The sequence below is a fragment of the Pseudomonas sp. FP1742 genome, assembly GCF_030687145.1.
GTDB classification, from domain to species: Bacteria; Pseudomonadota; Gammaproteobacteria; order Pseudomonadales; family Pseudomonadaceae; genus Aquipseudomonas; species Aquipseudomonas frederiksbergensis_D.
The window spans coordinates 811,159-837,969 of record NZ_CP117460.1 but is presented as its reverse complement, the minus strand read 5'-3'; the positions used below and the strand labels follow the sequence as shown (position 1 = coordinate 837,969).

Sequence of the window (26,811 nt, the reverse complement as noted above, 5' to 3'; positions counted from 1 at the left end):
ACTCCTAACCCTATACAACCCCAGAACATATTGAATGTTTGCTTGAACGACCTCACAGACCCCTTTGGGAGTTCCTGTAGGCCAGTCGCCTCAAACGCTGGACCTCTTTTTCGGCAGGGCTCAGAGGACACCGTGGAGCCTTCCTGATGGCCTTCTTGATGGCATGAAGGGCTGCTTGCCGATTGTCCTTCTCACGTTCGATCAGATGGACCACAGTGGCCTGAACGGACACATGCTCAAAGCCTACCCCTTCAAGTTCAAGCCAGCGTTTGACGATCAGGTGACGTAGTTTGACGCTGTAGCCGGTGATGAGCGTAAAGGTCAGTTCCTTGTCGAGGATAACCATCGGCTGAGCTTTGTTCTGACTATTCTGGTAGCTGGTCTCGACAAAGGAGGACGCGTCGGTTTTGACGACTCCTATTAATCCCAACTCTTCGAGCATCTTCCTGGCGTCCTTCAGAACACGGTCATGCCGCTTGCCAGTGATCTCAGCGATCTCCAAGGACGACATACCGGGCAAACCGTTGATGGTCGTTGGGGTCATCACTCCAGCCTTGTTGATCTTCTCGAAGGTGGCTGCGGTAGTGTTGATCATTTCTTTCATTAGTCGTTACTCCTTTTCATTGCTCCCTGAGTTCACTCCCACCGACCAGCACAGAGACCCACGACAAGGGTTCTGGCGAGTAGCACAAGGAACAATCAGAAAGACTCTGCTCGATTAATTGCCCAGCGACGGACGAGAGGGGTCAGTCTGCCCAGACTTAGGCTCGTTGAGTTGAAGCGGATGGGTTCCTTCAAGATGCCCTTTTCGATGGAGGGTGATAATCATCACTCCCCTCCTTCTTACCGGGCATCCTCATGGGTCCTCCAAGTTGGTCTTTTATATATATAGGCGGATACGAGAGCCCATGGTGGATATGGTCTCCAGCCATGTGTTGGTAGCAGTTTCGGAACCTTGACCTCAATCCACGATGCCGCCGATCCAGTCACCAATGTAGGACTGACGACTGGCCAGATCGCCACGCCAGCCGTACCACGGATGAACGGTTACTTTGGTCGGAAGTGTCTTCCCTTGTCGGATCACACGGATTAAGCCAGCTTGGCTCAAGTCTCCAATCTCCCGCTTGGTCCCGATGTCGGCCAGCTTGCCAAACCAGATATTCCGACCAGCCAATCCAAGTAGGATCTGCCGGAACAACCTGACGGCGCCCGCAGTGATTTTTCCTGTCTCCAGTAGGTCCAGCAGCTTGTCAGCCTCGACGGTCAGATTGTCAGCCCAATGGTCGTGAACGGAAAGGATCTCAGCGAGTTCCTCGAAGTTGCGAGCATCAACTGGGTGTCTGCATTGCTTGCCCACGTCGGTGGTGACTCTATGTCTTTTTATGATCTCCTTTCGGCTCACAAGGACTTCACCTGTATGGGTATCAAATGTCAGTTCTTGCTCAGTTGTAATGTCGATGGTGGTTTTGAGACGGTTCGAAATTATGGTCAATGATGAGGACTCCTATTCAGATGAACAAGCAGAGGGCCTGTCCCGTAATAGTGAGGGGATTTAATATCTTTACAGGCATACTCGTGAAAGGCTGCATTTCGCTTGCGCAACCATCAACTGAACTTTATTAGAGGCTCGTGTTACTGGTAACCATAGTGAGGGTTTTTAATTCCACGGTGTACCCGATGGAAATTTCACCGACAGGAGCTAATCTTTACGTAAATCAACGTGGTGTCGAGCCGATTCTAAGCTGCTGCCCGCAACAAATGGTTTTAACCGAACAGGCTTCAATCACGTTTAGATGCTTTCGGCATTATCCGCGTTGACAAAACCATGGAATCGGTGTTGGATTACCTTAGCGAAGAAGAACCGTGACGCCGCCACCCAATCAAGGAAGTCCCCACCCCATGTCCATAAAAATTGTACCGGATGATTTGTTTTCTTATTTGATGGGAAAAATTTCTGGCGTTCGCTTTGAAGTATTTGCGAAACAGCTATTTGCCCTCGTCTTTAAGGAAAGCTTTATTCCTATGGGCGGAATACATGACGGTGGGGCGGATGGGGCACTTTCCAGCTACATACAGGAAATTACCGGCAAACCAAATACCTTCGTACAGTTTACAATTACTGCTGAAGCGGGTGTCAAAGCAAAGGTTAATGAGACGATAAAAGCGTTACAAACCAGTGGACGCACCCCTCTTCAAATAATTTACGTCACCAGCATTGCCTTACCAAAGTCAGACATCATTGTACAAGAAATTATTGAAAAGCATGGCATCATGGTTCAATTCAGAGACTATGAAAAAATCAAGGGCTACGTTAATACTGACGAAAAGTACAACAGTATGTTTTATGAGTTCTTCACTTCTGAAATATCTGCATTGTCACGAGCAGCAAGCAGCAACCTAACCGCCGTAAATGAGTATGCAACGGACCCTACGGTTTATGTATATCTAAATTACGAACTAAAAAGCAAGCATGTAAAGAACCATTTAAACGAACAGGTTTTGGACGCATTGATTTATTGGTCTCTCAGAGATACCGATCCAGATACCAAAATCTTGGTAAATCGCTCGTCAATACACACTTCAATATCAGAATTATTCCCGCAAGCAAAAACCGTATTACTTCCAAATCTCAATAAGCGCCTGACGGTCCTCATGACCAAAGAAGCAGGCGGAGTGGAGCGTCTCAGATACTATAAAGCTACTGACAGTTTTTCATTGCCCTACGAGATGCGAACAATATTGGCCACTGAGGCAAGCGCAGCTCTGGCGCGGCAGACCACATTTCGACACTCGATCACCGCAAGATTGGTCGGGGAAATCGGTGATATAGAGAAGGCAATACAAAAAGTTGCTTGCAACACACTTGTGTTTCAAACCGTGCATCGCTACTTCATCGATCAGGGCCTACTACTCGCGGCTTTTCTGGAAGGAAAACTTGAGACAATACATATCTCTGACCAAGTGGTAGAAGATATTATGGTGAGAGTGCTTTCCGAAATTGACCACGGAAAATCCCTCACCCCAGAAATGTTTGGAGCCTGTCTTAATTCTCTTCGAGGGATATTCTACCATCCTTCAACGGAGGAAAGAGAATACATGGCTTACCTCTCTAAGACTTCCTGCCTATTGGTTACCATGCAGTCTGCACCGAGGCTTCTGGAGTACTTTAACAAGATGGGAGGAAACTTCCGACTGCTCATCGGAACTGATTTGATTGTTAAAGCAATCTCTGAGAGGTACGTAGAGGACGCAAACAAGCAGGTCACCAGAATACTTGAGGTATGCAAACAACTGGGGTCAGAGCTGACTTTAACCGAACCAGTACTGGATGAAGTTTTCACTCACTTACACGCCACTGACTTAGAATTCAGAAATCACTATGCGGAACAAGAAAAGTACCTACAAAAAGATATGACGGTTGATAGTGACCGAATTATGATCCGAGCATACTTTCATTCTCGCAAAGCTGCTAAAGGCCCTAAAACCTGGACTCAATTTATAGAACAAGTCGTCACACACTCAGCACTTCGAAATCGCTCTGAAAGTGCTCGACAGGATCTCAAGGGCTTTCTGCTTCAAAAATTCAGCATGAAATTTCTCTCAACAGAGGAACTCAAGGCATCCGTGAACGATGAGAAAGTAAAGGAGCTTGCGGCCAAGCTCGAAGAAGCAAGACCGTCTAAGCATGAAGACCTTTCATATAACGATGCTTTGATGGCATATGCCACATATGCGCAAAGGAGAAAAAACGAAGAAGCCGGTATCTATGACGGATTTGGCTACAGGACGTGGTGGCTTACAAAGGAAACTCATGTACTGAATTTCTCGAAGGCTCTTGTCGAGTCTCAAGGAGGGGCCCCCTACATCATGCGACCTGAGTTCATACTAAACTTTGTTTCCTTGGCTGCTAACGCTGAAAATGTCAGAAGATTATTTTCTGATCTATTGCCAACTACCGCAGGCTTACAACTTGGCAGACATCTACCCTCAGCGACCATGCATCAGTTAATGGGCGACACTGAAGAGTGGGGTGATCGACCTCCTGAGAGGATCAGCATGATTATTAGTGAGCGAGCCAACAAACTTAAACATGACCAGTATAAAAAGTACTCTGACAACATCGGCTGACAATGCAATAAAGCCTGCTGCTGAGGTACGAGTCCCGTCCTAAGGGCCTTGAAGACAGGAATTCCGGATGCTCGCAGAGGGCGTCCGACTCTATTACTGATACACCTCAGAAGATTTGGTAGTGCTTCATGTGTTAGACGGAGCTGCGGAGTCAAGGGGATCTAAAATCAGGTTCCCCTTGAATTTCTGAGGCCACCCCCCTCTGAGAGATACTCAGATTTCACGTAGGAGCGCGAAAACTGAGCTGATCTTTGCATAAGGACGGTAGCCTTGGTGTCCAGCGCACGAGTCCTGAAAGCGTCAGCTAACTTCCCGAAAGACTCCGGAAAGCATCTCAGCAATGGTCTCAACGGGAACGCCCGAGCCGTAAGTATCAAACGTAATCGTTCCTGATGCATGCCCCATCACAGCCTGAGCATGAGTCGTAGGGACGCCTTTAGCCTGCATCAACGACGCCAACGAGTGACGCAACGAATGGAACACCAAGCCAGGCCCGAAGGACTCCCCAAGGGCCGCTGGGATTGCCTGCTGGTTAGCCCACTCGCCAGCGGTCTTGTAACCGATCTGAGCCAACGATTCGGATCCGTTGAGTCTGCACAACTCGACGTACCGCAAGAACGCTGCGAGGTCGAACCCATAGGCACCATCAGTCAACGGCACCAGTCGCTCACTGCGCTTGTTCTTGATGGACTTACCTTCACCAACCTCGTTGATGTGGATTACGGTGATACCTGATTCAAGGGTCTGAACATCGCTTGTGGTTAGCTGAGAGATTTCGTTAAGGCGCCCGCCAGTGATGACCCCAAGACTGAGCAGCCAGCGCTTCCATGAGGTCTCTGGGAGGTTGCTCGCATACTCCATCACCTTGACCACTTGAGCCTGAGAGAACGCCTTACGGGTCGATTCGAGGCCCTTCGTGAGCTTCAGCTTCTTGTCATAAGTCTTTAGCAGATGACCGTTCTCTACAGACCAAGCGAGTACCGCAGAGAGCTTCACGAGCAGCTTGTTGACCGTTGAGGGCATCCGGCCTTCGGAGAGGCGATCTCGAAGAGCCACAAGGTCAGCCCTTGAGTGATTCCGTAGATCAAGGTCTCCCAACTGAGCAGAGAGTGTCCCGTGGCACACCTTAGTTTCCTTAAGGGTCGATGCCTTCTGGTCCTGAGCGCGGTCCGCCAAGTAGAGCCCCGAGAGAATCTCAAAGGTCATTGGAGCTAATACAGATAGAGACACAGGGAAGCTCTCTCCGGGTTTCGATTGATCGCCCTCAAGGTCCCGGATGATGGTCACCAATGGCACAGAGTCGCCCTGTAGGCGCACCTGAGCAGCAGACATCACCTCCCTCGCTCTCGCTACGTGTTCATGCTGATCGACGCTGAGTGGCATCGTTGCAGCAATCTCAGAAAGGTTTGTCCAAACGTCTTCGTAGAGGTCGCCCCAGTCACGTAACGAGTGAACATCATGGGCAGTCGACAACAGACTCTCAGCGACCCACAACAGATGCTCCCGCAACTCAAGCCAAGTCGCCTGAGGGTGGTCCAAGTGGAAAGCCTTGATGGTCTCGGCAAGTCGTCGTGAAGCGTCCATAGCGGCCTTTCTGTCAGTGGTCTTGAGTGAAACTGAGGTAGCTTGCGTGGTGCTGCCTGTCTCTCTGAGGCGCAGATAGTAGATGCCGTTGCGCCTGTAGTGATAGGGCTTAGCGAGCCTTGTGGATGGCTTGAGGGAGACAGCAGGGTTTGTGACAGCACTTGTAACAGGACAGAGCGTGGAAATGGTCATCATGGCGTTAGGGTCCCGTAATCATTGGGTGGAACCCTTACGTCCTGTAGTTCTGGATGTACTGCCGGGAGGATTTGCGCAAGCTCAAGCGGATCACGTTGTTGTGGGACTACATCCGTGCCGTCACCGAGCAGAACCAAGGGCTGTTGATGGGGGACAGTCGGGAGATGTTGTTCGCCGATTAATCCGCGCTCACCACGATCGACACTCGGCGATTCTCGGTGCGCCCGTCCACGGTGTCGTTAGAGGCGACGGGCTTGCTGCTGCCCAGGCCGCGCAACTGGATGTTTTCTTCTTTTATACCGACAGCGGCCAATACCGTTTCAACGCTTTTCGCGCGACGCAGGGAAAGTTGTTCGTTATAGGATTCCTTGCCCGAGGCATCGGTATGGCCGTCAATCCTCACCCGCTCGATTCCCACCCCCAACAACGCCTTGCCAATGCGTTCGACGATCTGGGTACTGGCGGGGTTGAGGTGTTCGACATCACTGCCGAACAGCACTTTGCCGGACAGGCCGAAGGCCCAGCCCTCATCCGTCATCTCGAAACCTTGCTGCTTGAGCACAGCGATCTGCGCCGGGGTCAGTCCTTTCTGCGGTGTCGTCTGGCAACCGGTCAATGCCAGCAAGGTCATGAATAAGGTAATCGTAAAAAATCGCAGAGAACGCTGAGTGAATGTGAACACAAAAATTAGCTCCTGGTTTGAAGATGGACGACAGAGTGCTCCGACCCTGCCGTGTGGTGAGCGCCTCGGGAAAGGCGTTTGGCCTGATACATCGCGGCATCTGCAGCATCGAGCAGCGCACCCGGCGTAAGCCCATGATCAGGGTACACGGCGATGCCGATGCTGAGTGAAGTCAACACCTGGGTACCGCCCGGCAACGGGATTGGCGCGTCCATACTGGCAATGATCTTGTCGGCAATCCGTTCGGCGTCTTCTATTTTGTGCAGCGGCGTCAACAGCACGGCAAACTCGTCGCCCCCCAGACGCGCAACCAGATCCTCTTCACGCAATTGCGCACGAACCCGGGTCGCCACGGCGATCAGCACCGCATCACCGGCAGCATGACCAAAATTGTCGTTGATCTCCTTGAACCGGTCGCTGTCGAGAAACAGTACGGCCACTCCCTCATCCAATTTGCCGGCATTGCGCAACGCACGCATCAGGCGGCCTTCGAAAAATGCCCGGTTCGGCAACCCGGTAAGGCTGTCATGGCTGGCCTGGTGCGCCAGGGTTTCGTTTTCACTTTGCAGATGGGTCTGCCAGGACTCGAGTTCATCAAGCAAGGCATTGAAGTCGTTGCCCAGGTTGTCGAGTTCGGCGATATCAGCGGGCGGTACGCGCTGGTCGAAGGCACGCTCGCTGCGGGCAGCGTGAGCCACGGCAGCCAGGCTGCGCAACGGGCCGATGATTCCTCGCAACTGCCGACGCGCCAGATGAAGCGCAACCCAGGCACTGACAGCGGTACACAAAACGATCCCCATCAGTCCGCTGAGCAAGAAGCGCATCAGGCTGCCGCCGTGACCGATAAGCAGAATGCTGCCGACTTCCTGACCTTGATGGACGATCGGCATGCTGATGGGCTTTTCCAGAATGGTCCGGGCGATCTGCATTTCAAGATCGGAGAGCAACCCTGTTTCCGGTCGTTGCCAACGTGCAAGCAACTCGCCTTGTTCATCCATCACCTGTGCATCAGCCACTTCTTCGGTGGACGCGATCAAGGCCAGCGCTTCAGTGGCTGCGGCCTTGTCGTTGAACACCACCGCAGCTTCCACGGTGTAGTTGATCGATCGGGCGATCAGATGCAGGTTGTGATCGGCATAAACCCGCAAGGCCAGAACACCCAGCAAGGTCAACGAAACACTGGCCATGGCCACACCCACCAGGGCGACGATCAAATGTCCACGGCCAATAATCGACCCCAGGGTCGGACGTATGCGAGATTTGAATAGACTCATGGTGCCGCCGGCTTGCGGCGCGACAGCTGCAGCACACTGGGATGAATGCGCACACCGCTGCGGGCGACCGAATCGAGGTTGACCTCGAAGGCCACTTGTTCATCGCCGACCCGCAGGCAGAACAGACTGCCTACAGTGCACTGATCGCCGCCTTCGCTGATGCTCAACACCGGACGACCGGTCAACGAGGCAAATAGCCGATCACGCTCATCGCTGGTCAGCTTGCCGATGTACACCGCATCGCACTCACCGGCAATCGCCGGGTTGTCGGCCAAGAGCCGTTGCACGACGACAGGCCGGCCAGTGGCTTGGGTGGTGCCTTTGACCAGGTCGTCGGTGTACTCGGTGGGACCGACCACGCATAGACGCAGTTGTTGGGGCTCAACAGGCCACCGGGCATAACTGAGTATCCCGAGCACCACCTGAGTGACCGATCTGGCACGCTGGTCGGCCTTGCTCACGACAGTTTCCGGCTCGGCACAGGCAACGCCCGTCAACAAACAGAGGAGGCCGGCAAGCAGCACTTGTTTGCAGCCAACGACGCGCTCTGTCGCCCAGACAGCCAACTTCATGCAGGGACTCTCTACGATCGCAACAAAATGATGCCGCAACGATAGCACAGCACTGAAACACCAGCGAGGCGGCGCACCACGGCACTTCGGACAGATTCCAGCGTCTGGCACCGACCCACTCAGTGACTCGGCGCGACACCCTCTTCCAGTTCCAGCATCAACCCGCTCAAGCGCTTGACCTTGCGCTGCACGGCCTCTTCGAACACACCGGCGCGAGGCTCAATCAGGGTGAACCAGTCTTTGGCCCGGGTAATCCCGGTATAGATCAGTTCCTTGGTGAGCACAGGGTTCAGGGCATCCGGCAGAATCAGCGCCGTATGGGCAAACTCCGAACCCTGGGATTTGTGTACGGTCATGGCGTATACGGTTTCGACATCGTTGAGTCGGCTCGGCAGGACAAAACGCACACCGCCCTGCCCATCGTTGCGCGGAAAGGCCACACGCAGCACTTGTCGTCCGGCCTCGAGACCGTCACGCTCCGGCAGCTTGAGGGCAATGCCAATGTCACCGTTCATCAAACCCAGGCCATAGTCATTGCGGGTCATCAACACGGGCCGACCTTCGTACCACTGATGGTCGCTGTCGATCAGCCGAGCCTTGAGCAGCGCATCGGTCACGCGCTGATTCAAGCCTTCCACGCCCCAAGGCCCTTTGCGTACGGCACACAATAGCTGGAAGGCGTCAAAGGCCTGCAACACCACGCGAGCCCAATCGGCCCAGCACGGATGGTCCAGCGGGCGGTCGAGCGGTGGCCGCTGACTGCGCAAAAGACTCAGGTAATGCCGATACCCTTGCGGCCCCCCGCCATGGCCTTCAAGCAGCAAGCGCTCCAGCGCCCGGTCCTGTTCACCCTTGAGGGGCAGGGAAAATATGTCGCCATGGCTTCCAGCCGCCAATAATTTGCGTGCGTCTTCAGGATGCTGCCGGTTGACCCAACGGGCCAACTGACCAATGCCACTGCCCTCGCCGAAACGCCGCGAGTGGCGCAGCATCACGACTTGCTGGGCCAAGGGATGCTCGCCGTGGGTGTCTTCCCGCAAACCGCTGGCACTGAGATTTTCATCGCTGACCGCCTCCAGCCACTGGCGGGTCTGCGGGCTGTACCAACCCGCTTCGGCATCACGACACAGATCGCCCAGGACAGCACCGGCTTCTACCGACGCCAGTTGATCCTTGTCACCAAGCAGCACCAGACGGGCATGGGCCGGCAACGCGTCGAGCAGATTGGCCATCATCTCCAGGTCGATCATCGAGGCTTCATCCACCACCAATACATCCAGCGGCAAGCGATTACCGGCGTGGTGACGGAAATGCCGGGTGCCGGGGCGACTGCCGAGCAAACGGTGCACGGTGGTCACATCCGACGGGATCTTTTCGCGCACTGTTTCAGCCACTTTCAGGGTTTGAACCTGCTGGCTGATGGACTCGGTCAACCGTGCGGCAGCTTTGCCGGTGGGGGCCGCGAGACGAATGCGCAGTGGTTTTCCGGCCTCCACCGCGGGTGCCTGGAGTAATGCGAGCAAGCGCACGACCGTAGTGGTCTTGCCGGTTCCCGGGCCGCCGGTGACGATGCTGAATGCACTTCGGGTAGCCAGGGCACACGCAAGCTTCTGCCAGTCGATCACGTCATCAAGCCTGGCTGGACCGAACAGCCCGGTCAGGCGTTGAGGCAAATCACTAGGCGTTGCTTCGCGCGCCGCCAAGCGCTGACGCAGGGCATGGTCGATGCGCCGTTCGTAAGCCCAATAGCGACGCAGGTACAGGCGCTTGCCCGACAGTACCAACGGCCGGTGTTGCGCGGCCTCACGCCCATCGACGGCCAGAGCCACCAGACGGCTGGACGCCAGGACCTTGCACCAATGGGCACCGTCCAACGCCTCGAGCAACTGCGATGGCAGTAACATTGCGCCACTTTGCAGATCACCTTCCGGCGGCAGCGACAGGGCGAAGTCCGGCTCTTTCAGCGTTTCGAACAGATCCAGGCAGACATGGCCATGGCCCAACTGGTGACTGGTCAACGCGGCGGCCAGCAGTACCAGTGGATCATCGTCGGGTGCGAGTTCGTGGAGAAAGGCGACGAAGGCCTTGTCCAGCGCCCGCAGCCAGCCGCGCTCAACCCAGCGCGTGAGCAACAGCAACAAGTCATCTGCGCGACTCAACGGGGCCAGTTGAGCCAGGCTTTCGGCCGCCAACGGCGTGGGCAGCAGATCGGCAAACGTGCGACTCATAGCAACACTCCCTGTTCCCAGGCGGGCTCGGCCTTGGGCTCTGGCTTGCCCTGGAACAACCGGTCCAGGCGTTCGATCAGCTCCCGAGGCGGACGGGCAAAATACACACCCTGGCTGGCCGCGCGAGTACCGCGAAGGAACAGGTACAACGCCCCTCCGACATGTCGGTCGTAATCGTAATCGGCAAGCCGGGCCTTTAGCTGGCGATGCAGGGCGAGCAGATACAGCACATATTGCAGGTCGTAGCGGTTATCGAGAATCGACTGCTCCATGGCTTGCTCGGTATAGGCGGCATCATCGACGCCCAGCCAGTTGGATTTGTAGTCGGCGACGTAGTATCGGCCGTCATGCTCGAACGTCAGGTCGATGAAGCCTTTGAACATGCCATTGAGCAGCACCGGTTCAGCGGCCACCCGGGCCACGCCGTTGTGGGTGTATTGACGTACCAGATCATCGAGTTTGAGCACATCGACTTTGTGACTGGCGAACCAGAACTCCATTTCGACCCGATACTGAGTCAGTCGCTCGAATACTACCGGCGCCTGCCCACCACCGATGTGCAGCGGGGATTTGAGCAAGTGCTGCAGCCAGCCCCTCAGCGTGGTGATCCAGCCTTCCCAGCCACGGCGGTTGCAGCGACGGGCGATGGCGTCTTCCACGGTTTGTGGTGCAGCGGCAAAACCTTCGTCACCGGCCCATTCGAGCAATCCATGGAGAAAAGTGCCGGGGTTCGGACCACGAGGAAAACGATGGATATCTGCGCCGCCAGCGACCATTTCTCGTGGTGCTTCGGGATCAAGGCGCTCGTCGTCAAAAAGCTTTTGTGCTTGCGGGCTCTCCGGGGCTTCGTCGCTGCCCACGCTCAAAATGTCACCGATACGCAAGGCGCTGTAAGAGGCGATCCACCAGTTTTCGCTGGCCTTGCGCCTGGGTATCAGTGGGGCAAGCAAGGTCGCTTCATTGCGTGGCGGGTGGTAATGCTCGGCGGTCGCGTCAGGCAATTCACTGTAGCTCAGCGCCGCACAGTCTTGCTGCAGGTCTTGCAGCCAACGACGCAACCCAGCCGACTCGGCCAATGGCGCACCACCACCCAGCAGATAACCCAACGCAGAAAGGTGCAAGACCGATCCATTGTTATTGCCGCGCTTGAGGTCAGTCACACCGAGCCAGCAAGCATGTTGTGCCCGGGTCAGGGCGACATAAAGCAAGCGAAGGTCTTCGGCCAAACGTTCATCGTCGGCTTGGGCAATCAACTCGGCCGTCGGCCTCAAGCTCACTTGTGCCTTGCCCGCGGCGTCGTGGTAATGCAGCGGCAGACGACTGCCATCCACCGGTTTTGCCGAGCAGATGAACGGCAGAAACACCAAGGGATACTCAAGCCCTTTGGATTTGTGGATGGTCACGACCTTGACCAGCTGCTCGTCGCTTTCCAGGCGCAGGATCTGTTCTTCGCCAGCCTGACCGGACAACGCCAGATGCTCGGACAAATGACGGATCAGCGCTTGTTCGCCATCGAGTTCAGCGGCAGCCTGCTGCAGCAACTCGGACAGGTGCAACAGATTGGTCAGCACCCGTTCACCATCGCTACGCGCAATCAACGCCTGGGGTAGCTGGAAGTCGTGCAGCAACCGCCGCAGCATTGGCAACACACCCTGCTTACGCCATAACTCGCGATAACCACGGAACTGCATGACCCGTGCTTCCCAGGCCAGTTCGTCCTGATTCAGTCGCTCCAGTTCCGCCAGTGAAAGATTCAGGGTGATACAGGCCAGCGCGGCACGCAGGGGACGCTCGACATCCGGCTCGGCACAGGCCTTGAGCCAGGTCAGCAGGTCATGGGCTTCCTGTGCGGCGAATACCGAGTCCTTGTCTGACAGGTAAACACTGCGCACGCCACGGGCGGAAAGTTCGCCACGCACGGCCTGGGCCTCTTTGCCGTCGCGCACCAGAATCGCGATATCCGCCGGCAGCAGACCTCTGAAATCCTTACCGTCCTGGATGAAACCCGCACGACCTTGCTGGCCGCCGTTGAGCAGCGCGGTGATTTCACTGGCGCAGGCGGCAGCCAATTGTTGTCGATACGCCACGCCGGACAGCGGCTGATCAGAGGACAAATGCCAGATGTTCAGGGCAGGTACAACCTGACCATCAACATGCAGGACTTCTTTGCGCCCCTGGGATTCGACGGGCAGAAACGGTACCGGATTCTCGCCATTCTTCTCACGAAACAGGAATGCTCCGCGCCCCAGCTCACGGGATTCGGCGCGCTCGAACACATGGTTCACCGCGTTGACCATGCCATGACTGGAGCGGAAATTTGTCCCCAGTGTATGCAGGCGGCCAGTGGTGGCTTGCCGCGCGCGCAAATAGGTATAGATATCGGCGCCGCGGAAGGCATAGATCGCCTGCTTCGGGTCGCCGATCAGGAACAGGCCGGATTCGGGATTGTTGTCTTCGATGCGATAAATGCTCTCGAAGATGCGGTACTGCACCGGGTCGGTGTCCTGGAATTCATCGATCAACGCGACCGGGAACTGCTCGCGGATCAGGGTTGCCAGGCGTTCACCGCCATCGGACTGCAAAGCCGCATCAAGGCGCAGCAGCATGTCGTCGAAACCCATTTCCGCGCGGCGACGCTTCTCTTCCTCGAACCGAGCACCGACCCAGTGGGCGGCATGTTGCAGCACGGCGGCATCGGGGGTTGGCAAGCCATCAAGGCTGGCCTTGAGAGCGGGCATCGCATCGAGACCAGGGTGCCGAGGGGCTTCCCCCTTCCATGCTTCAGCCATGCCATCGGGCGTCAGGCGAGTGAAGCCGGTACCAATGTCCAGCTGTTCGAGAGATTCGTCTTCGGCCCAGGCCCGGAGCTTTTCGAACCACGGTTCGAAGTAGCGCGCCTGCATCTTGCGACCATCGACGCTCTTGCTCGCGACGCCCTGGTGACAGATGGCAAGCAACTCATCGGCCCATTGGCGCCAGGGCATCTTGAGCTCGAGCAAAGCGGCCCGTCGTTCCTGCAAGCACTCGGCGATCAATTGGGCAGGTTCTTTACCTTCGACGTTGTCACGTTCGCTGGCGAACAATCCACGCACTCGCGGCAACAACGCCGCCGGGCCACCCCAGTTGCCGCGAACCCAGTTCAGCGCATCGCCTTGCATCGGGTAGCAGAACAGTCGCCAGTAATCGCGCAGGACTTCGCCGAGCAAATCACTGTGATCGGTTTCCAGGGTCTGGGTGAACAGGCTGCCACTGTCGAACGCATGTTCGCGCAACATGCGCTGGCACCAACTGTGAATGGTCGATACCGCCGCTTCGTCCATCCATTGGGCGGCGATGTCCAGGCGGTTTGCACAGCCGGACCACTGTTCGGGGAGGTACTGCTCGCGCAATTCGGCAATGAGGCCATCCGGTGCCGGTGTTTCATCGCGGAAAAACCGCGCAGCTTCAGCCAGCCGTGTGCGAATACGTTCGCGCAGTTCTTTGGTCGCGGCGTCGGTGAAGGTCACCACGAGGATTTGCGGCGGCAGCAACTCGCGGCCAAAGCCACTCGACTCGTCACCGTGTCCAAGGACCAGACGCAAATACAGTGCAGAAATGGTGAAGGTCTTGCCGGTCCCGGCGCTGGCTTCGATCAGTTGGCTGCCACGCAGGGGGAACGCCAGGGCCAGCGGTGTTTTCGTGGTCACGGGCGCGCCTCCTCGCTGCTCAATGAACGCCACGAGGCTTCAAGCAGCGGCCGGTACAAAGCATCGCACCAATCGGGAAAGGTCTCGTCGGCAATCAGGGCATCGTAGTCGGCGAATTGCCGAGCGAGTGCCGGGCTTTCGCGACGCTCGCCATCCGTGGTCTGACCATCGCCTTCATAGGCCTTGCGGGCAGCGGCATCGGCTTTGGCAGGGTCGGTTTGAGCGAGCCAGGCGAAGGCCGTTTTCACTGCGATCGGCAGCGGCTGGCGCATGCCTGCTTGCCAGGCCAACAACAGGTCACCCAGAACCCGGGAGGCTGCCGCCCCCTCCATCGGGCCGAGCAGCAAACTGTCGTCGCTGGCTACCAATGCAGTGGTCATCGTCATGCCACTGGCGCACGCAATCAGATGGTTGACCCATGGCCGTGTCAGGCGATGCCATTTGCGGGTTTTGACCGAACCGATGCTATTGGGGATTGTGGTGACCGACAGCAAACCACCGTCCGCCCGTTGATGCAGGCCACCGAGCCAGCCCTCCAGGCGTAGCCCGTGCAGTTCCAGGTTCACCGGCAACGCGCTGGTGAGCGGGGTCGGCCATAACGCCAGGAGTTGCTGATAGCGCTGCAGCAGATCCGGCAGCGGCTCGATCAACTCTCGCTGAAGGCATTCACCAAAACCGGCCATGGGCAGGAGCCCGCTGTTCTGCAGGCGTTTGGCCTGCTCCTCCAGTGCCTGATCGGTTTGACCCAGTTGCCCCAGCGCGGCTTCGAGCAAGCTGTCGCTGAGGCTGTAGCGTTGCAGCGCGTCGAGCACAAATGGCTCTTCATCCGCCAAAGGCACTTCGGCAGCCTCGAAGAACACTTTGAGCCGCTGACTGAAAAAGTGACGCACCGGGTTGCGCAGAAAGTCCTGCAGCTGACCCAGGCTCAACGGTTCATCCTGAACGTAGGGTTCGAGAACCTCGGTATCGGTCGTCAGATCCCTGGCTTGATGAAGTAACTGCCACTCGCTGGCGTAGCTGAACAAATCATCGCCTTCATGAAAGTAGCGTGCACTGAAGGGTTGCAGAGGATGTTCCTGAGTCATGGACTCAAGTAGATCATCATCGTCATTGTGCAATCGCCAACCGCTGGCGAGATGATCACGTAGCTGTCCTATCAATACCGAAGCCGGGCGCTCACTATTGTCCCGGATACTGCGGCCGACCCAGCTGATATAGAGTTGGTCCCGTGCCGACAACAATGCTTCCAGCAACAGATAGCGGTCATCTTCGCGCCGGGAACGATCACCGGGCCGGTAGTCGCTGCCCATCAGGTCGAAGTCCAGCGGCGGCTGCGCGCGAGGGTAATCACCGTCATTCATGCCCAGCAGGCAAACCAGCTTGAACGGGATCGCTCGCATGGGCATCAAGGTACAGAAGTTGACTGCACCGGCGAGAAAGCGCTGGGACAAGCGACCTTGGTCGAGGCCAGCCAGCCAGGCTTCACGGACTACAGTCAGCGGTAATTCGTCCTGCAACCCTACCGACTCGCAGGTCTCAAGCCAGGTCTCACGCAGCTCTTCGAGTTGGGCCAACAAATAGTCGTCATGCTCATTACTGGCCTGGAAGAATAACTGCACCAGTGCTTGCAAACGGATACCCCAGAGTTTGGGCGGCGCAGGCTGGGTGAGCTCCTGATGAGCAATCTCCAGCGCATCCAGCAGTGCGACCAAAGGACCTATGAGCGCGGCATCCAGCCCACCAATCTCGTCATAGGGTTCGATACCCTCGCAGGCACTGGCGCTGCCCACGGCATAACCCAGCAACATCCGTCGCAGGCCGAAACGCCAACTGTTTTGCTCCAGTTCTTCCGGCAGGCCCAGACCCGCACGCTGCTCGGCATTCATCCCCCAACGGATCCCTGCGCCTTCGATCCAGCGGTGCAGGGTCGGCAGGTCACGTTCCTCTACGCCAAACCGAGCGCGTAATGCCGGAACGTCCAGCAGATCGAGAATTTCGCTGACGGGGAAGCGACTGTCGGGCAGCTTGAGCAGATGCTCGACTGCGATCAGTAGCGGATCCCTCCCGCGCTGGCCTTGATCCGCGAGTGTGAAGGGAATGAAACGAGAGTCATGGCGATCAAGCTGACCAAATACAGCACGGATATGAGGCGCATAACTGTCGATGTCCGGAACCATCACAATCACGTCGCGCGGCCTTAGCTCCGGATCAGCACTGAATCGTGCCAACAACTGATCGTGAAGGATCTCCACTTCCCGCTGGGCACTATGGGCGATGTGAAAACGGATCGATTCGTCGTTATCCAGATCGACAGCTGGCCAACGCTCGCGAGTTTCGTTCAGGGGGCGCAATTCCAGGATGTCGTCCTGCAACTGATTGAGCATGTTCAGTGGCTGGCTATCGCTGAAAAGGTCGATGCGCCCATCGCGAAACGCCGAGCGATAGCTGTTGGGGTCGTCGTAACTGTCGAGCAGATTGATGTAGTCCCGCCCCTGCTTGCCCCACGCCGCCAATAGCGGGTGGGCATGCTGATGGAGCGTTTGCGGATCAAGCACAACCGGCATTCCGCGCTTGCGCGCCTGACGCTTGTACTGATGTCGCAACAAGTCCTTATCGGCGACGATGTCCGCCCAATGGTGACGACATGGGTTGTGTACGCACAGCAAGACCTGACTGAATCGAGCCAACCCGGCAAGTGCTTCCAGGGCTTGAGCCGGGAGTGAAGAAATCCCGAAAACGATCACCCGTGAAGGCAATCCATTGGGTGCTATATCGAGACCATTGATACGCTCGATAAAGCGTTGGTGGACACCCGCGCGGCTTTGCGCCATGCCTTGCTCGCCGACATCCAGCAACAACGCACGCCACAGTTCCGCTTGCCAGCAGTTAGCCGGGGTCAGGGCTTTGGCTTCGCCTCTGCCATTTCGTAATTGGTGACGGCCTTCGGCCCAGTCTTCGAGCCAGTCTGCCCTGTACACCTGATATTGGTCGAACAGATCCGCCAGTCGCTCCGCCAATTGATAGCGTTTACGTAAGTCGGTGTCATTCGTAAGGAAGCGCTGCAGGGGTTCAAAGTGCGGTTGGTTGATCAACTGTGGCAGTAGACGCATCAGGCGCCAGGTCAGCGGGGCTTTATCGAGCAGGGACTTGGCCGGGATTTCGTCACGTCCCAGCACCATGCGATAGAGCTGCCACATGAAGCTGCCTGGCAACTGCACATCGATGGCTGCGGCGATTCCGCAGCCGCCCATGTCATCATCTTCAGGGTCTTCGGCCAGTGCCAGCTTCAGCCATTGGGCGATGCCGTTGCTCTGTACCAAGGCGATTTCATTTTCCAAAGGGGCCAGCGGGTAGCGCCGCATCCAACTGACCACCAGGCTGCGTAGCTCGTCCAGGCGGTTGCCGTGAACCACCATAAAACCAGCACTGAGGGACGTAGCGTCCGGCATAAAGGCTTCCTTGGAAAAATACAAAAGCTAGGGCCGAACCTTAGCACTGTCAGCAGACCGTGACAGCCTGGAACGGTCCGATGATGCCGTACGAACTTTCCTGCGGACAAAACAAAACCCCTACCTGCATACGCAGATAGGGGTTTCGGAATTTAATCTTGACGATGACCTACTCTCACATGGGGAAACCCCACACTACCATCGGCGATGCATCGTTTCACTGCTGAGTTCGGGATGGGATCAGGTGGTTCCAATGCTCTATGGTCGTCAAGAAATTCGGGTACCGAACCGTCTTTCGACGCTTCAGCAAATTGGGTATGCGATAGTTTGTGTGTTTGCTTCTCGAACTTTCGGTTCATTGCGTCTTCACACACCGCAATCTGGCTCTTTAAGCGCAAATTGCTTGGGTGTTATATGGTCAAGCCTCACGGGCAATTAGTATTGGTTAGCTCAACGCCTCACAGCGCTTACACACCCAACCTATCAACGTCGTAGTCTTCGACGGCCCTTCAGGGGACTCAAGGTCCCAGTGAGATCTCATCTTGAGGCTAGTTTCCCGCTTAGATGCTTTCAGCGGTTATCTATTCCGAACATAGCTACCCGGCAATGCCACTGGCGTGACAACCGGAACACCAGAGGTTCGTCCACTCCGGTCCTCTCGTACTAGGAGCAGCCCCTCTCAAATCTCAAACGTCCACGGCAGATAGGGACCGAACTGTCTCACGACGTTCTAAACCCAGCTCGCGTACCACTTTAAATGGCGAACAGCCATACCCTTGGGACCGGCTTCAGCCCCAGGATGTGATGAGCCGACATCGAGGTGCCAAACACCGCCGTCGATATGAACTCTTGGGCGGTATCAGCCTGTTATCCCCGGAGTACCTTTTATCCGTTGAGCGATGGCCCTTCCATACAGAACCACCGGATCACTAAGACCTACTTTCGTACCTGCTCGACGTGTCTGTCTCGCAGTCAAGCGCGCTTTTGCCTTTATACTCTACGACCGATTTCCGACCGGTCTGAGCGCACCTTCGTACTCCTCCGTTACTCTTTAGGAGGAGACCGCCCCAGTCAAACTACCCACCATACACTGTCCTCGATCCGGATAACGGACCTGAGTTAGAACCTCAAAGTTGCCAGGGTGGTATTTCAAGGATGGCTCCACGCGAACTGGCGTCCACGCTTCAAAGCCTCCCACCTATCCTACACAAGCAAATTCAAAGTCCAGTGCAAAGCTATAGTAAAGGTTCACGGGGTCTTTCCGTCTAGCCGCGGATACACTGCATCTTCACAGCGATTTCAATTTCACTGAGTCTCGGGTGGAGACAGCGCCGCCATCGTTACGCCATTCGTGCAGGTCGGAACTTACCCGACAAGGAATTTCGCTACCTTAGGACCGTTATAGTTACGGCCGCCGTTTACCGGGGCTTCGATCAAGAGCTTCGCGTTAGCTAACCCCATCAATTAACCTTCCGGCACCGGGCAGGCGTCACACCCTATACGTCCACTTTCGTGTTTGCAGAGTGCTGTGTTTTTAATAAACAGTCGCAGCGGCCTGGTATCTTCGACCGGCGTGGGCTTACGCAGTAAATGCTTCACCCTCACCGGCGCACCTTCTCCCGAAGTTACGGTGCCATTTTGCCTAGTTCCTTCACCCGAGTTCTCTCAAGCGCCTTGGTATTCTCTACCCAACCACCTGTGTCGGTTTGGGGTACGGTTCCTGGTTACCTGAAGCTTAGAAGCTTTTCTTGGAAGCATGGCATCAACCACTTCGTGTTCTAAAAGAACACTCGTCATCAGCTCTCGGCCTTAGAATCCCGGATTTACCTAAGATTCCAGCCTACCACCTTAAACTTGGACAACCAACGCCAAGCTGGCCTAGCCTTCTCCGTCCCTCCATCGCAATAACCAGAAGTACAGGAATATTAACCTGTTTTCCATCGACTACGCTTTTCAGCCTCGCCTTAGGGACCGACTAACCCTGCGTCGATTAACGTTGCGCAGGAAACCTTGGTCTTTCGGCGTGGGTGTTTTTCACACCCATTGTCGTTACTCATGTCAGCATTCGCACTTCTGATACCTCCAGCAAGCTTCTCAACTCACCTTCACAGGCTTACAGAACGCTCCTCTACCGCATCACCTAAGTGATACCCGTAGCTTCGGTGTATGGTTTGAGCCCCGTTACATCTTCCGCGCAGGCCGACTCGACTAGTGAGCTATTACGCTTTCTTTAAAGGGTGGCTGCTTCTAAGCCAACCTCCTAGCTGTCTAAGCCTTCCCACATCGTTTCCCACTTAACCATAACTTTGGGACCTTAGCTGACGGTCTGGGTTGTTTCCCTTTTCACGACGGACGTTAGCACCCGCCGTGTGTCTCCCATGCTCGGCACTTGTAGGTATTCGGAGTTTGCATCGGTTTGGTAAGTCGGGATGACCCCCTAGCCGAAACAGTGCTCTACCCCCTACAGTGATACATGAGGCGCTACCTAAATAGCTTTCGAGGAGAACCAGCTATCTCCGAGCTTGATTAGCCTTTCACTCCGATCCACAGGTCATCCGCTAACTTTTCAACGGTAGTCGGTTCGGTCCTCCAGTCAGTGTTACCTAACCTTCAACCTGCCCATGGATAGATCGCCCGGTTTCGGGTCTATTCCCAGCGACTAGACGCCCTATTAAGACTCGCTTTCGCTACGCCTCCCCTATTCGGTTAAGCTCGCCACTGAAAATAAGTCGCTGACCCATTATACAAAAGGTACGCAGTCACCCAACAAAGTGGGCTCCCACTGCTTGTACGCATACGGTTTCAGGATCTATTTCACTCCCCTCTCCGGGGTTCTTTTCGCCTTTCCCTCACGGTACTAGTTCACTATCGGTCAGTCAGTAGTATTTAGCCTTGGAGGATGGTCCCCCCATATTCAGACAAAGTTTCTCGTGCTCCGTCCTACTCGATTTCATGATAAGAGATTTTCGCGTACAGGGCTATCACCCACTATGGCCGCACTTTCCAGAGCGTTCCGCTAATCTCAAATCAACTTAAGGGCTAGTCCCCGTTCGCTCGCCACTACTAAGGGAATCTCGGTTGATTTCTTTTCCTCAGGGTACTTAGATGTTTCAGTTCCCCTGGTTCGCCTCTTAAGCCTATGTATTCAGCTTAAGATAACCATCTTATGATGGCTGGGTTCCCCCATTCAGACATCTCCGGATCAAAGTCTGTTTGCCGACTCCCCGAAGCTTTTCGCAGGCTACCACGTCTTTCATCGCCTCTGACTGCCAAGGCATCCACCGTATGCGCTTCTTCACTTGACCATATAACCCCAAGCAATCTGGTTATACTGTGAAGACGACATTCGCCGAAAATTCGCGATTAAACTCACAAATTTTACCTTAGCCTGATCCGTTACCAGTGAAAGTAACGTTCAGTCTATCTTTCTATCACATACCCAAATTTTTAAAGAACGATCTAATCAAAAGACTAGAAATCAATATTCACAACGGAATATTCATTTCTAAACTCTCAAACGTTTCGAAGCAGTTAATGGTGGAGCCAAACGGGATCGAACCGTTGACCTCCTGCGTGCAAGGCAGGCGCTCTCCCAGCTGAGCTATGGCCCCATACAAAATTGGTGGGTCTGGGCAGATTCGAACTGCCGACCTCACCCTTATCAGGGGTGCGCTCTAACCAACTGAGCTACAGACCCAATTTCGAGCGCGTAACTGTTAGCATTGAGCTATCAGCTTGGAGCTTAAAGCTGCTTCTATCGTCTTCTTCAATGAATCAAGCAATTCGTGTGGGAACTTATGGAGCAGCTGATGTCGTCGATTAAGGAGGTGATCCAGCCGCAGTTCCCCTACGGCTACCTTGTTACGACTTCACCCCAGTCATGAATCACACCGTGGTAACCGTCCCCCGAAGGTTAGACTAGCTACTTCTGGTGCAACCCACTCCCATGGTGTGACGGGCGGTGTGTACAAGGCCCGGGAACGTATTCACCGCGACATTCTGATTCGCGATTACTAGCGATTCCGACTTCACGCAGTCGAGTTGCAGACTGCGATCCGGACTACGATCGGTTTTGTGGGATTAGCTCCACCTCGCGGCTTGGCAACCCTCTGTACCGACCATTGTAGCACGTGTGTAGCCCAGGCCGTAAGGGCCATGATGACTTGACGTCATCCCCACCTTCCTCCGGTTTGTCACCGGCAGTCTCCTTAGAGTGCCCACCATTACGTGCTGGTAACTAAGGACAAGGGTTGCGCTCGTTACGGGACTTAACCCAACATCTCACGACACGAGCTGACGACAGCCATGCAGCACCTGTCTCAATGTTCCCGAAGGCACCAATCCATCTCTGGAAAGTTCATTGGATGTCAAGGCCTGGTAAGGTTCTTCGCGTTGCTTCGAATTAAACCACATGCTCCACCGCTTGTGCGGGCCCCCGTCAATTCATTTGAGTTTTAACCTTGCGGCCGTACTCCCCAGGCGGTCAACTTAATGCGTTAGCTGCGCCACTAAGAGCTCAAGGCTCCCAACGGCTAGTTGACATCGTTTACGGCGTGGACTACCAGGGTATCTAATCCTGTTTGCTCCCCACGCTTTCGCACCTCAGTGTCAGTATCAGTCCAGGTGGTCGCCTTCGCCACTGGTGTTCCTTCCTATATCTACGCATTTCACCGCTACACAGGAAATTCCACCACCCTCTACCATACTCTAGCTCGACAGTTTTGAATGCAGTTCCCAGGTTGAGCCCGGGGATTTCACATCCAACTTAACGAACCACCTACGCGCGCTTTACGCCCAGTAATTCCGATTAACGCTTGCACCCTCTGTATTACCGCGGCTGCTGGCACAGAGTTAGCCGGTGCTTATTCTGTCGGTAACGTCAAAACAATTACGTATTAGGTAACTGCCCTTCCTCCCAACTTAAAGTGCTTTACAATCCGAAGACCTTCTTCACACACGCGGCATGGCTGGATCAGGCTTTCGCCCATTGTCCAATATTCCCCACTGCTGCCTCCCGTAGGAGTCTGGACCGTGTCTCAGTTCCAGTGTGACTGATCATCCTCTCAGACCAGTTACGGATCGTCGCCTTGGTGAGCCATTACCTCACCAACTAGCTAATCCGACCTAGGCTCATCTGATAGCGCAAGGCCCGAAGGTCCCCTGCTTTCTCCCGTAGGACGTATGCGGTATTAGCGTCCGTTTCCGAGCGTTATCCCCCACTACCAGGCAGATTCCTAGGCATTACTCACCCGTCCGCCGCTCGCCACCAGGTACAAGTACCCGTGCTGCCGCTCGACTTGCATGTGTTAGGCCTGCCGCCAGCGTTCAATCTGAGCCATGATCAAACTCTTCAGTTCAAACATCTTTGGGTTTTTAAGAAACCCTAAACTTGGCTCAGCAATCGTTGGTTACATCTTTGATTTCTCGCGGAGTAACTTGTGATGCTGATAATCTTGTTGACTATCAGCCTGACTCCACAAGCACCCACACGAATTGCTTGATTCAGTTGTTAAAGAGCGGTTGGTTAAGAGCTTTCGTCTCAACCGAGGCGCGCATTCTACAGCAGCCTCTGTTACTGTCAAGCGGTTATTTTTCGAAGTTTTCAAAGTTTCCTTTGCAACTTCAACCACTTGCGCTTCCGATCTCTCGTTAGCGGGAGGCGAATTCTACAGCGTTAGTCGCTGCTGTCAACACCTCTTTTACTCCGCTTTCGACCGAGAAGATCGAACCGTCAATAAGGCGACAACACACTGCCTTACCAACTCCTTCCGGCCTCGATGAACTGAAGCGCAACCGCTGCCGAAAACTGCGTAACTCATTGTTTACCAAGGAGTTTTCCGTTTCGACTGCGCCGGAAGTGGGGCGAATTATAGACGTCCAGAATCTGCCGTCAACCACTAATTTCACATTTCTGTCATATCGGTCAAAACAGCCCGAAAACACAAAGGCCGACCTCTAGAGGCCGGCCTTCTGCCCTTCTACTTACAAGCTAGGGAAGGCGAATTGCGAAGCTTCATGGCTCGCCCGTTGCGGCCAGCGCTGGGTGATTGCCTTGCGACGGGTATAAAACCGCACGCCATCCGGACCATACGCATGCAGATCGCCGAACAGCGAACGCTTCCAGCCACCAAAGCTGTGATACGCCACCGGCACCGGCAATGGCACATTGACGCCGACCATACCCACTTCGATCTCATCGCAGAACAACCGCGCCGCTTCCCCATCACGGGTAAAGATGCAGGTGCCATTGCCATACTCGTGATCATTGATCAATTGCATCGCCTCTTCCAGGCTGTTGACCCGGACGACGCACAGCACCGGCCCGAAGATCTCTTCTTTATAGATGCGCATTTCTGGCGTGACGTTATCGAACAGGCAGCCACCCAGGAAGAAGCCGTCCTCATGACCGGCCACACTCAGACCACGACCGTCTACCACCAGCGTCGCACCAGCCGCTACGCCGTCTTCAACATAACCGCTGACCTTGTCCCGCGCCTGACCGGTGACCAGAGGTCCCATGTCCAGGCCACAAGTTGTACCGGCGCCAATTTTCAATGCCTTGATCTGCGGCGTCAGTTTGGCTACCAACGCATCCGCTACCTGATCGCCCACACACACGGCCACCGAAATCGCCATGCAGCGCTCACCGCAGGAACCATAAGCTGCGCCCATCAATGCGCTGACCGCATTATCCAGGTCCGCATCCGGCATCAGTACCGCATGGTTCTTCGCCCCGCCCAGCGCCTGGACGCGTTTGCCGCGCTTGGTGCCTTCGGCGTAGATGTATTCGGCAATCGGCGTCGAACCGACGAAGCTCAACGCTTTGACTTCCGGCGCTTCAATCAGCGCGTCCACTGCGGCCTTGTCGCCATGCACCACACTCAGTACGCCTTTCGGCAGGCCAGCTTCCAGTAACAATTGAGCGATCAGCAGCGTCGAGCTTGGATCGCGCTCGGACGGCTTGAGGATAAAGCAGTTGCCACAGACGATCGCCAACGGATACATCCACAGCGGCACCATGGCCGGGAAGTTGAACGGGGTAATGCCGGCAACTACACCCAATGGCTGGAAATCCGACCAGGCATCGATGTTCGGCCCGACATTACGGCTGTACTCACCCTTGAGGATTTCTGGTGCCGCGCACGCGAACTCGACGTTCTCGATCCCGCGCTTCAATTCACCGGCTGCATCTTCCAGGGTCTTGCCGTGTTCTTCGCTGATCAGTTGTGCGATGCGGGATTCGTTCTGTTCCAGCAGTTGCTTGAAACGGAACATCACCTGAGCGCGCTTGGCCGCTGGTGTATTGCGCCAGGCCGGGAACGCAGCCTTGGCCGAGTCGATGGCTTTCTGAATGGTTTCGCGGCTGGCCAACGGCAGCTTGTGGATAACCTGGCCGGTGGACGGGTTGAACACATCGGCCGTGCGACCGTCTTCGGTCACCAGTTCGCCATTGATCAAATGCGGGATGAGGCTCATGCGGGGCTCCTGAAATTGTCCACAGGCGTCCTTTGAAAGGACGCCTTTATATAGAAGGGGGAATCAGTCGATCTTGTTCAGCACTTCGCCGACTGCATCGAACAGACGATCGAGGTCTTGCGGCTTGCTGTTGAAGGTTGGGCCGAACTGCAGGGTGTCGCCGCCGAAGCGCACGTAGAACCCGGCTTTCCACAGCGCCATGCCAGCTTCGAACGGACGCACGATCGCATCGCCGTCGCGAGGTGCAATCTGGATCGCACCGGCCAACCCGTAGTTGCGAATATCGATGACGTTCTTGCTGCCCTTCACACCGTGCAGCGCGTTTTCGAAATGCGGCGCGACTTCGGCCACGCTCTGCACCAGGTTTTCCTTTTGCAGCAGGTCGAGTGCCGCCAGGCCCGCGGCGCAAGCCACCGGATGCGCGGAATAGGTGTAGCCGTGCGGGAATTCCACGGCGTACTCAGGTGTCGCCTGGTTCATGAAGGTCTGGTAGATCTCGGAGCTGGCAATCACCGCGCCCATCGGGATCGCGCCGTTGGTGACTTGCTTGGCAATACACATCAGGTCCGGAGTGACACCAAAGCTGTCGGCACCGAACATCGAACCGGTACGACCGAAACCGGTGATCACTTCGTCGAACACCAGCAGGATGTTGTGCTGATCGCAGATCTCGCGCAGACGTTTGAGGTAACCCTGCGGCGGAACCAGCACGCCAGCGGAGCCGGCCAATGGCTCGACGAATACCGCTGCGATGTTCGAGGCATCGTGCAGTTCGATCAACTTGAGCAATTCATCCGCCAGCGCGATACCACCCTGCTCCGGCATGCCACGAGTGAAAGCATTGCTCGCCAACAAGGTGTGCGGCAGATGATCGACATCCATCATTGCCTGACCGAACAGTTTGCGGTTGCCGTTAACGCCGCCGAGGCTGGTGCCGGCGATGTTCACGCCGTGATAGCCACGAGCGCGGCCGATCATCTTGGTCTTGGTCGCCTGGCCTTTCAGGCGCCAGTAGGCACGCACCATTTTCACCGCGGTATCTGCACACTCGGAACCCGAATCGGTGAAGAACACGTGATTCAGATTGCCCGGGGTCAGGTCGGTGATTTTCTCGGCCAACTGGAACGACAGCGGGTGACCGTACTGGAAGCCCGGCGAGTAATCGAGAGTGCCCAATTGCTTGGCCACCGCCTCCTGGATTTCCTTGCGGGTGTGCCCGGCGCCGCAGGTCCACAGACCCGAGAGCGAATCGTAGACCTTGCGACCCTTGTCGTCTGTCAGCCAACTGCCCTCGGCCGCCACGATCAGGCGCGGGTCACGCTGGAAATTGCGGTTCGCGGTGTAGGGCATCCAGTGAGCGTCAAGCTTGAGCTGGCTGGCCAGGGAAGTCGGGGCATTTTCAGGCACGTTCATGGGCAAAACCTCGCAGAGCAAATAAGCGGCGTGGAGATCAAAAGCGTTCTTGCAGCTAAATTGCCACGGGGATAAAGTCGGTGAAATCCAACTTTTCTAACCTTCAGTCAGGCCCGGACTAAAC

Annotated in this window: 12 protein-coding genes, 2 tRNA genes, 3 rRNA genes and 1 pseudogene; 2 read left to right on the top strand and 16 right to left on the bottom strand. The window is 55.7% G+C overall.

Annotated elements, in window-relative coordinates; translation table 11 throughout:
* Positions 1–52 precede the first annotated feature (52 nt).
* Positions 53–604, bottom strand: a complete 552-nt coding sequence (locus PSH64_RS03625) for a Rha family transcriptional regulator (RefSeq protein ID WP_305479941.1) — start codon at positions 602–604, stop codon at positions 53–55.
* Positions 605–961: 357 nt separating this feature from the next.
* The gene (locus PSH64_RS03620) at positions 962–1,492 is read right to left on the bottom strand and encodes a hypothetical protein (RefSeq protein ID WP_305479940.1); all 531 of its coding nucleotides are present in this window, start codon (positions 1,490–1,492) and stop codon (positions 962–964) included.
* 407 nt (positions 1,493–1,899) lie between these two features.
* Between PSH64_RS03620 and PSH64_RS03615 the strand changes: the two genes are divergently transcribed.
* A complete protein-coding gene (locus tag PSH64_RS03615; protein ID WP_305479938.1) occupies positions 1,900–4,128 on the top strand; it encodes a hypothetical protein in 2,229 nt (742 codons plus the stop codon).
* A gap of 300 nt (positions 4,129–4,428) precedes the next feature.
* On the opposite strand, the gene PSH64_RS03610 is transcribed toward PSH64_RS03615, so the two are convergent.
* Complete coding sequence (locus PSH64_RS03610) at positions 4,429–5,907, bottom strand: tyrosine-type recombinase/integrase (protein ID WP_305479936.1); 1,479 nt, start codon at positions 5,905–5,907, stop codon at positions 4,429–4,431.
* 47 nt (positions 5,908–5,954) lie between these two features.
* Here PSH64_RS03610 and PSH64_RS03605 point away from each other — a divergent pair.
* Positions 5,955–6,089, top strand: a pseudogene (locus PSH64_RS03605) (LysR family transcriptional regulator); the annotation flags it as partial.
* Here PSH64_RS03605 and PSH64_RS03600 read toward each other — a convergent pair.
* From PSH64_RS03600 to PSH64_RS03540, 13 genes are all read right to left on the bottom strand, one after another.
* Positions 6,086–6,589, bottom strand: coding sequence for an OmpA family protein (locus PSH64_RS03600; protein WP_105339963.1), 504 nt, complete (start codon positions 6,587–6,589; stop codon positions 6,086–6,088). The pseudogene PSH64_RS03605 and the gene PSH64_RS03600 overlap by 4 nt on opposite strands.
* Positions 6,590–6,594: 5 nt before the next feature.
* Entirely contained in the window at positions 6,595–7,863 is a 1,269-nt protein-coding gene (locus PSH64_RS03595) for a diguanylate cyclase domain-containing protein (RefSeq protein WP_105339962.1), read from the bottom strand.
* Positions 7,860–8,435 carry a YfiR family protein gene (locus tag PSH64_RS03590; protein ID WP_305479933.1) on the bottom strand — a complete coding sequence of 192 codons (576 nt, stop codon included), beginning with the start codon at positions 8,433–8,435 and terminating at the stop codon, positions 7,860–7,862. The genes PSH64_RS03595 and PSH64_RS03590 overlap by 4 nt, the downstream gene beginning before the upstream one ends.
* A gap of 119 nt (positions 8,436–8,554) precedes the next feature.
* Positions 8,555–10,663: an exodeoxyribonuclease V subunit alpha gene (gene recD, locus PSH64_RS03585; RefSeq protein WP_305479931.1), complete on the bottom strand. Its 2,109-nt coding sequence runs from the start codon at positions 10,661–10,663 to the stop codon at positions 8,555–8,557.
* On the bottom strand, positions 10,660–14,349 hold the full coding sequence (recB, locus tag PSH64_RS03580) for an exodeoxyribonuclease V subunit beta (RefSeq protein ID WP_305479929.1): 3,690 nt from the start codon (positions 14,347–14,349) through the stop codon (positions 10,660–10,662). The genes recD and recB overlap by 4 nt, the downstream gene beginning before the upstream one ends.
* On the bottom strand, positions 14,346–17,798 hold the full coding sequence (gene recC / locus PSH64_RS03575; RefSeq protein ID WP_305479927.1) for an exodeoxyribonuclease V subunit gamma: 3,453 nt from the start codon (positions 17,796–17,798) through the stop codon (positions 14,346–14,348). Before recC ends, recB begins: the two co-directional genes overlap by 4 nt.
* A 156-nt stretch (positions 17,799–17,954) precedes the next feature.
* A 5S ribosomal RNA gene (gene rrf, locus PSH64_RS03570) occupies positions 17,955–18,070 on the bottom strand.
* Positions 18,071–18,212: 142 nt separating this feature from the next.
* Positions 18,213–21,103: ribosomal RNA gene (locus tag PSH64_RS03565) — 23S ribosomal RNA — on the bottom strand.
* A 230-nt stretch (positions 21,104–21,333) separates the two neighbouring features.
* Positions 21,334–21,409, bottom strand: a tRNA-Ala gene (locus PSH64_RS03560).
* Between the two features lie 9 nt (positions 21,410–21,418).
* Positions 21,419–21,495, bottom strand: a tRNA-Ile gene (locus PSH64_RS03555).
* Between the two features lie 123 nt (positions 21,496–21,618).
* Positions 21,619–23,155 (bottom strand): 16S ribosomal RNA (locus PSH64_RS03550).
* Together the 16S, 23S and 5S rRNA genes with 2 tRNA genes alongside form the textbook arrangement of a ribosomal RNA operon.
* 625 nt (positions 23,156–23,780) lie before the next feature.
* Positions 23,781–25,274: a CoA-acylating methylmalonate-semialdehyde dehydrogenase gene (locus PSH64_RS03545; protein WP_105340352.1), complete on the bottom strand. Its 1,494-nt coding sequence runs from the start codon at positions 25,272–25,274 to the stop codon at positions 23,781–23,783.
* A 63-nt stretch (positions 25,275–25,337) separates the two neighbouring features.
* Positions 25,338–26,687, bottom strand: a complete 1,350-nt coding sequence (locus PSH64_RS03540) for an aspartate aminotransferase family protein (RefSeq protein ID WP_018928366.1) — start codon at positions 26,685–26,687, stop codon at positions 25,338–25,340.
* Between the last annotated feature and the right edge of the window lie 124 nt (positions 26,688–26,811).

Excerpts from the sequence above, each read along its gene's own strand:
- PSH64_RS03595 (WP_105339962.1), bottom strand. The coding sequence starts at position 7,863 with ATGAGTCTATTCAAATCTCGCATACGTCCGACCCTGGGGTCGATTATT.
- PSH64_RS03590 (WP_305479933.1), bottom strand. The coding sequence starts at position 8,435 with ATGAAGTTGGCTGTCTGGGCGACAGAGCGCGTCGTTGGCTGCAAACAA.
- recC (WP_305479927.1), bottom strand. The coding sequence starts at position 17,798 with ATGCCGGACGCTACGTCCCTCAGTGCTGGTTTTATGGTGGTTCACGGC.
- PSH64_RS03540 (WP_018928366.1), bottom strand. The coding sequence starts at position 26,687 with ATGAACGTGCCTGAAAATGCCCCGACTTCCCTGGCCAGCCAGCTCAAG.
- PSH64_RS03545 (WP_105340352.1), bottom strand. The coding sequence starts at position 25,274 with ATGAGCCTCATCCCGCATTTGATCAATGGCGAACTGGTGACCGAAGAC.
- PSH64_RS03625 (WP_305479941.1), bottom strand. The coding sequence starts at position 604 with ATGAAAGAAATGATCAACACTACCGCAGCCACCTTCGAGAAGATCAAC.
- PSH64_RS03610 (WP_305479936.1), bottom strand. The coding sequence starts at position 5,907 with ATGATGACCATTTCCACGCTCTGTCCTGTTACAAGTGCTGTCACAAAC.
- PSH64_RS03615 (WP_305479938.1), top strand. The coding sequence starts at position 1,900 with ATGTCCATAAAAATTGTACCGGATGATTTGTTTTCTTATTTGATGGGA.
- recD (WP_305479931.1), bottom strand. The coding sequence starts at position 10,663 with ATGAGTCGCACGTTTGCCGATCTGCTGCCCACGCCGTTGGCGGCCGAA.